This is a genomic window from Streptomyces malaysiensis subsp. malaysiensis (assembly GCF_040653035.1).
In the GTDB taxonomy this organism is placed as follows: Bacteria; Actinomycetota; Actinomycetes; order Streptomycetales; family Streptomycetaceae; genus Streptomyces; species Streptomyces malaysiensis.
In genome coordinates, this window is record NZ_JBEZNG010000072.1 from 1 (window position 1) to 6,591 (window position 6,591).

The 6,591-nt window shown below is 71.6% G+C and carries 1 protein-coding gene; it reads right to left on the reverse strand.

Annotated elements, in window-relative coordinates:
- The coding region (locus AB0E24_RS45735; protein WP_359385955.1) for a non-ribosomal peptide synthetase at positions 1-6,591 on the reverse strand (6,591 nt) is incomplete at both ends.

The window sequence follows — 6,591 nt, forward strand, 5'->3', positions numbered from 1 at the left end:
GATGGACATGATGCTGTCGCCGCCGAGGTCGAAGAAGCCGTCGTCGATACCGACCCCGTCCAGCCCCAGCACCTCGGCGAACAGCCCGCACAGCGCCTTCTCCCGCTCGGTGCGCGGCCCCCGCCGGTCCGTGCCGTCGCGGTCCGCGACGGGGGCGGGAAGCGCGCGCCGGTCGAGCTTTCCGTTGACGGTGAGGGGCAGTTCCGACAGGACCGTGACGGCCGACGGGACCATGTAGTGCGGCAGCTGCCGTTCGAGGTGGGTGCGCAGGGTGGGGGCGAGGTCGGCCTCGTCGTGGGCGCCTTCCGGTACGACGTAGGCGACCAGCCGGGTCACCCCGGGGGTGTCCTCGCGGGTGACGACGACCGCGGTGTCGACGTCCGGATGGTCGCCGAGCACGGCTTCGACCTCGCCGGGTTCGACGCGGAAACCGCCGATCTTCACCTGGTCGTCGGCGCGCCCCAGGAACTCCAGTTGCCCGAGGCGGTTCCAGCACACGATGTCGCCGGTCCGGTACATCCGGGAGCCGGGGGCGCCGAACGGGGCGGCGACGAAGCGTTCCGCGGTGCGGCCGGGCCGGTTCAGATAGCCGCGGGCCAGTTGGGCGCCGCCGATGTAGAGCTCGCCGCGCACACCGGGCGGCACCGGCCGCAGATGTGCGTCGAGCACATGGACCTGGGCGTTCCACAGCGGCTGGCCGATGGACGCGGACGACGGCCACTCGTCGGTGTCCTCGGGGAGCGTGGTGGAGGTGGCCGCGTGGGTCTCGGCCGGTCCGTAGATGTTGTGTGCCATGTGGCGCCAGTCGCCGGCGCAGAACCGGCGCAGCTCGCCGCTGAGCCGGAACTGTTCGCCGCCCTGGAAGATGTCGGTGAGCGAGTCCAGTGGTTCGCCGCGGTCCTCGGCGGCCGCGAGCACCGCGTCGATCATCAAAGTGGGCGCGAACAGCTCATTGACACCGTGCCGGGCGATCCAGCGGACCAGTTCGTAGGCGTCGCGCCGGACGTGTTCCTCGGGCAGGACGAGTGTTTTGCCCGCCACCAGCGCCTGGAGGATCTCCTGTACCGCGAAGTCGAAGGCGACGGCGAGGAACTGGGCGGTGCGGGTGCCGACGCCGCCGCTGTAGGTGCCGGTGTGCCAGGCGAGCAGGTTCATCAGCGACGCCATGGGCATCAGCACACCCTTGGGGGTCCCGGTGGAGCCCGAGGTGTAGACGACGTACGCCGGGTGGCGCGGGTCGAGCGGGCGTACGCGGTCGTCGTCCGTGAGATCGGCCGTCGGGGCGTCGGCGAGTGCCCGTACGGTGGCCGGGTCGTCCAGGACGAGGCAGCGGGCCGGGCCGGTGCCCAGGAGGGGGCGGGTGGCCGCGTCGGTGATCAGGGCGCGGGGCGCGCAGTCGTCGAGAATGGCGCGCAGCCGCTGCTCGGGGGCCGAGGTGTCGAGGGTGAGGTAGGCGGCGCCCGTCTTGAGGACGGCGACCAGGGAGACGATCATCTCCGCCGACCGGGGCAGGGCGATCGCCACGACGTCCTCCGCCCCGATGCCCTCGGCGGCCATGAGCCGGGCCAGCCGGTTGGCCCGGGCGTTGAGCTCCTCGTAGGCGAGGGTGGTGCCCTCGGAGATCAGCGCGGTGGCCCTGGGCACCTCGGCGGTCTGCCGCTCGAACAGGGCGGGCACGGTCTCCGGCGGCACCTCGTGCGAGGTCCCGTTCCAGTCCCGCAGGATGTGCCGGGCTTCGGCGGGCGTCAGGATGTCGAGCTGCCCGATGGGACGGTCCGGGGCGGCCGCGACGCCTTCGAGTACCCGCAGCAGACGATCGGCAAAGCCGTCGGCGGTCTCCCGGTCGAAGAGGTCGGCGTTGTACTCGACCGCGGCGTGCATACCGGTCGGCTCGCCCGCGGGCCCATAGGTCTGGTCGAAGAAGAACGCGAGGTCGAACTTGGCGCGTCCGGTCTCCTGGGCCCGTACGTCCATGGTCAGGCCCGGCAGCCTCAGCACTTCGAGGGCGTCCTGGTTGTTGTCGAACCCCAGCAGCACCTGGAACAGGGGGTGGCGGGCGAGCGAGCGGACGGGGCTGAGCACCTCGACGAGCCGCTCGAACGGCAGGTCCTGATGTGCGTAGGCGCCGAGGTTCGTCTCGCGGACCCGGCCGACGAGTTCGGTGAAGGCGGGGTTGCCCGAGGTGTCGGTGCGCAGCACCAGCGTATTGACGAAGAACCCGACCAGGTCCTCCACGGCGGCGTCGGTGCGCCCCGCGATGGGGCTGCCGATCGGCACGTCGGTACCGGCCCCGAGGCGGGTCAGCAGCGTCGCCAGGGCGGCCTGCACCACCATGAACAGGCTCGACCGGGTGTCGCGCGCCAGGTGGGCGAGGCCCGCGTGGAGCTCCGCGGGAACCTCGAAGGTGACGCGTCCGCCCTGGTGGGACTGGCGCGGTGGCCGGGGCCGGTCGGCGGGCAGCTCCAGCTCTTCCGGGAGACCGGCGAGTGCCTGCTTCCAGTGGGCGAGTTGGCGTGAGATCTCGCTGTCCGGGTCGTCCTCGGCACCGAGCACCTCGCGCTGCCACAGGGTGTAGTCGGCGTACTGCACCGGCAGCGGCCGCCACCGCGGGCCCTCGCCCGTTTCGACGCGCGCCGTGTACGCGGACGACAGATCGCGGGCCAGCGGGCCGAGCGACCAGCCGTCGCCCGCGATGTGGTGGACCACCAGGACGAGGACGCACTCCCCGGTGGGTGTGGTGAACAGCCAGCCACGGACGGGGAGTTCACGGGTGAGGTCGAACGGGTGGGAGGCCGCGGCCCGCACCCTGTCGTCCAGTTCCTCGGGGGCGACCGTCTCCTCGATCAGCTCCGGTCGCGCCTGCCGGGCGGGCAGGATGACCTGCCGCGCGCCGGTCCCTTCCGCCGTCTCCTGCGCGAACAGCGTGCGCAGGCTCTCGTGGCGTGCGACGACGTCACCTATCGCCAGGCGCAGCGCGGTGCGGTCAAGGGTGCCGACGAGCCGCAGGGTGACCGGGATGTTGTAGGTGGCGCTGGGGCCCTCCAGGTTGTGCAGGAACCACAGCCGCTGCTGGGCGTACGAGAGCGGAACGCGCGGCGGGCGCGGGGCCGGGGTCACGGGCGGCCGGGCGCCGGACGCCTCGTCGAGCACCGCGGACAGACCGGCCACGGTCGGAGTCTCGAAGAGCCGGCGGATGGAGATCTCCACACCGAGCACCGAGCGCACCCGGCTGAGCAGCCGTACGGCGGACAGGGAATGGCCGCCGCCGGCGAAGAAGTCCTCGTCGATGCCCACGGAGGGGACACCCAGCATCTCCGCGAAGAGGGTGCACAGGATCTGTTCGCGCGGGGAGCGCGGCGCACGGTACGGCTCGGTCCGCCGGTCGGGCGCGGTGACCTCGCCCGGACGCCCGGCGGGGGTCTCGACCAGCCGCAGCTCCCCGTCGTGGGACCAGCGGGCCGTTCGGCCCGTGCGGTGCATCACGCTGCCGTGGTCGAAGGGGCACGGGAGCGGCCGCCCGGCGTCGGCGGCATCGGCGCCGTCCCGGCCGGCCGGGGCCTCGTACGCCACGTACAGCTGCCCCGGAACACCGGGAGCCACCGGGCGGAGCGTCTCGTCCAGCACATGGACCCGGGTGCCGCGCACCCCGTCGGGCAGTTCCACGCGGGACAGCACAGCGGCGACACCGGGGCGCCGGATGTCGCTCCACTCCTCGAGGACGGCCGTACGCTCGGCCGCGTCGAGTATCCCGGCCTCGGAGACCCGCCGGTCCGGTTCCCCGGCCATGGCGGTCAGCAGCCGCAGGTAGCGTTCGCGGAGGGAGCGGGCCGTGCGCGGGTCGAAGAGTTCGGCGCTGAACTCCAGGTCGGCGGCGATGCCGACGGGCCTCCCCGCGTCGTCGAACCGCTCGGTCAGCTCGAAGTTGAGGTCGAACTTGGTGTCCTCGATCGGCAGCCGCTGCAACTCCACGGCGAGCCGCGGCAGCCGGGCGACCTCGGCGACCGTGGCCCGGGGGTCGGTGTGGTGGAGGGACAGCGACACCTGGAACAGCGGGTGCCGGGAGAGCGAGCGCTCCGGGTTGACCACCTCGACCAGCCGCTCGAACGGCAGGTCCTGGTGTGCGTACGCCGCCAGGCTCCGCTCCCGGACCCGCTCGATCAGCTCGTTGAACGTCGGATCGCCCGAGGTGTCCGTGCGCAGCACCAGCGTATTGGCGAAGAACCCGACCAGTTCCTCCACGGCCGTGTCGGTGCGGCCGGCGATCGGTGTGCCGATGGGGATGTCGGTGCCCGCGCCGAGCCGGGTCAGCAGCGCCGCGAGCCCGGCCTGCAACACCATGAACAGGCTGGAGCGGGTCTTGCGGGCCAGTCCGTACAGCGCCTGATGGAGCTCGGCGGGGATGTGGAAGGAATCCTGGCCGCCGCGCTGCGTCAGCTCGTCGGTGCGCGGCCGGTCGGCGGGCAACGCGAGTTCATCAGGGATGCCCGCGAGCACGGTGGTCCAGTAGGCGAGCTGGCGGGAGAGCTCGCTGTCGGGGTCGTCCTCCCGGCCCAGGACCGCCCGCTGCCAGAGGCTGTAGTCGGCGTACTGCACCGGCAGCGGCTGCCAGCGCGGGGCCTCGCCCGTTTCGACGCGCGCCGTGTACGCCGTCGCCACATCGCGTGCCAGCGGCCGCATCGACCAGCCGTCACCCGCGATGTGGTGCAGGAGCAGCAGGAGTACGTGCTCGTCCGGCCCCAGTTCGAACAGCGTGACCCGCAGCGGTGGTTCATGGGACAGGTCGAAGACATGCCGGGCCTCGGCGGTGAGCTCCGCCTCGAGCCGGGCCTCGTCCACCGTCCGCACACCGAGGTCGATCACGGCGTGGCGCGGCTCCAGGACGATCTGGGTGAAGCCCTCTTCGTCCTCGGCGAAGACGGTGCGCAGGCTCTCATGGCGTGCCACCACATCGCCCAGCGCCAGCCGCAGCGCCTCCCGGTCCAGTGGTCCGGTCAGCCGCAGTGCACCGGGGGCGTTGTAGGCGGTGCTTCCGTCGCCCAGCAGGTCGAGGAAGCGGAGGCGGGCCTGCGCGTACGAGACGGGGACGCGGGACGGGCGCGCGGTCGCGGTCAGGGCAGGGCGGGCGGTGGAGGTGGCGAGGGCCGTCCGGTCCAGGAGGGTGGAGATGCCCGCGACGGTGGGGGTCTCGAAGAGCTGCCGGATGGGCAGCTCTTCGCCCATCACGCTACGGATCCGGCTGACCAGCTTGGTCGCCAGCAGGGAGTGGCCACCGAGACGGAAGAAGTCGTCATCGATGGTGACGGACTCCAGGCCAAGCACCTCGGCGAACAGACCACAGAGGACCTCCTCGCGGGGCGAACGCGGGGCGCGGCCTTTCGTACCCTCAGGGCCGTAGTCGGGCGCGGGCAGGGCGCGCCGGTCCAGCTTCCCGTTCGGTGTCAGCGGAAGTTCGGAGAGGGCGACGAACGCCGACGGCACCATGTAATCCGGCAGCAGGGCAGCGGCATGCTCCCGCAACCCCGATTCGGAAACCGTGTCGTCCGCCACCATATAGGCGACCAGCCGCTGATCCCCGGCCCGGTCCTCCCGCACAACCACCGCGACCTGAGCCACCTCGGGATGACCGCTGATGACGGCCTGGATCTCGCCCAGTTCGATCCGGAACCCACGCACCTTGACCTGGTCATCGACCCGGCCCACATATACCAACTGCCCATCGGCGTTCCAGCGCGCCAGATCCCCCGTGCGATACATCCGCGCACCCACCGGGCCGTAAGGGTCGGCGGTGAAACGCTCCGCCGTCAGATCCGCACGACGCCAATAGCCCCGCGCCAGAACCACACCGGCGATGTAGAGCTCACCAGCCGCCCCCGGCGGCACCGGACGCAACGACGCGTCCAGGACATAGGCGCGGGTGTTCCAGAACGGCCGTCCGATCGGCACCGGCCCCGCCGCCACCGCGGCACCGGGCTCGATGCGGTAGTCCGCGCAGTTGACCGTGGCCTCGGTGGGACCGTACGCATTGACCACCGTCACATCCGGATGCGCGGCCCGCCACGACGCGAGCGCCTCACCCACCAGCGCCTCACCACCGGTGATCAACGTCCCCGACGGCGACACCTCCTCGGGCAGCGCCTCCAACAACCCCAGATGGGAGGGGGTGACCTTCATAAACGACGGCCGACCAGCCTCCCCGGCCCGCTCATCCAGCTCACCCAGCACCACCCGGCCACCGCTCACCAACGGCGTGTACAACGCCGTCACCGTCAGATCGAACGCCACCGACGAATGCAGCAACGCCGTACCCGACGCATCCGGATACACCTCCCGCGCACGCTCCAGATACGCCCCCACCGAACGATGCTCAACCACCACACCCTTCGGCCGACCCGTCGAACCCGACGTATAGATCACATACGCGGAGGTGTTGAGATCGGTGATCGCCGGTACCGGTTCGGCCGCGTACTCGTCAGCCGCCGCGAGGGCCGCCAGATCATCGATGACCAGCACCGGCCGCGCATCGGTGAGGATGTGGGCCTTGCGCTCCGCCGGATACTCCGGATCCACCGGCACATACGCACCACCCGCCTT